This window comes from Vibrio sp. Vb0304 (assembly GCF_033338995.1).
Taxonomy (GTDB): Bacteria; Pseudomonadota; Gammaproteobacteria; order Enterobacterales; family Vibrionaceae; genus Vibrio; species Vibrio alginolyticus.
Genome location: NZ_JAWOTT010000388.1, coordinates 1 through 1,016 on the forward strand (window position 1 = coordinate 1; position 1,016 = coordinate 1,016).

The 1,016-nt window shown below is 51.0% G+C and carries 2 protein-coding genes; both read right to left on the reverse strand.

Going from position 1 to position 1,016, the window contains the following annotated elements; all coding sequences use genetic code 11:
* On the reverse strand, window positions 1–211 hold a 211-nt coding region (gene galT, locus R7P35_RS26445), incomplete at its 3' end, for a galactose-1-phosphate uridylyltransferase (RefSeq protein ID WP_318093463.1).
* Between the two features lie 82 nt (window positions 212–293).
* A partial coding sequence (gene galE / locus R7P35_RS26450) for a UDP-glucose 4-epimerase GalE (RefSeq protein ID WP_318093464.1) occupies window positions 294–1,016 on the reverse strand: 723 nt, incomplete at its 5' end.

The following is a 1,016-nucleotide window of genomic DNA, read 5'->3' on the forward strand; positions in this document are numbered from 1 at the left end:
AATCTGGATTAACATCGCCAGAGATACGTTCGTTGGTTGGACAAAGGAAACATTTACCGTCATAGCTTGGTAGCTCATCCAATGCGGGCTTTTCATCTGCGCCGCTCCAAGGGCGTTTTGCACGGTGAGGTGAAACCAAAATCCATTGCCCAGTCAGAGGGTTGTAACGGCGGTGTGGATGATCCACTGGGTTAAATTCGACATTCGACATGTTACTTACTCAACTCTTTAAAATTCTTCAAACTCAGCTTCCCAAAACCGTGAGAAGCGCAGATGGCAACGCGCGACTACAATTACTCCGGGGAATAGCCATTAGGGTTGTTTGACTGCCAGTTCCACGTATCGACTGTCATTTCAGCTACCGTGCGTGTTGCTTTCCAGCCTAGCTCACGCTCAGCTTTTTCCGTGCTTGCCCAACATTCAGCAATATCCCCAGGACGACGCGGGCATAACTCGTAAGGCACTGGTTTACCGCAAGCGGCCGCGAACGCATCCACCATCTCAAGTACGCTCGAGCCTTTACCTGTACCTAAGTTGTAAATGTGCAAACCCGATTTCTCACCCACCGATTTCAATGCGGCGATGTGGCCGTCGGCCAGATCCATCACATGGATGTAATCACGTACGCCAGTACCGTCAGGGGTTGGGTAGTCGCTACCGAATACCGCGAGTTTTTCTCGGCGGCCAACAGCGACTTGGGCGATAAATGGCATCAAGTTATTGGGAATACCTTGTGGGTCTTCCCCCATGCTGCCCGATGAATGCGCGCCAACTGGGTTGAAGTAACGCAGTAAGGTGATGCTCCAGTCGTTTTCAGCATGGAACAGATCGCTTAAGCACTGCTCCACCATATATTTGCTGCGTCCGTATGGGTTGGTGGTTGCGCCTGTTGGTGAATCTTCCGTAATCGGCACTATTTCTGGGTCACCGTAAACCGTTGCCGATGAACTGAATACGATGCTTTTCACGCCCGCTTTACGCATGCTGTGCGCTAACACCAATGAGCCATTGACGTT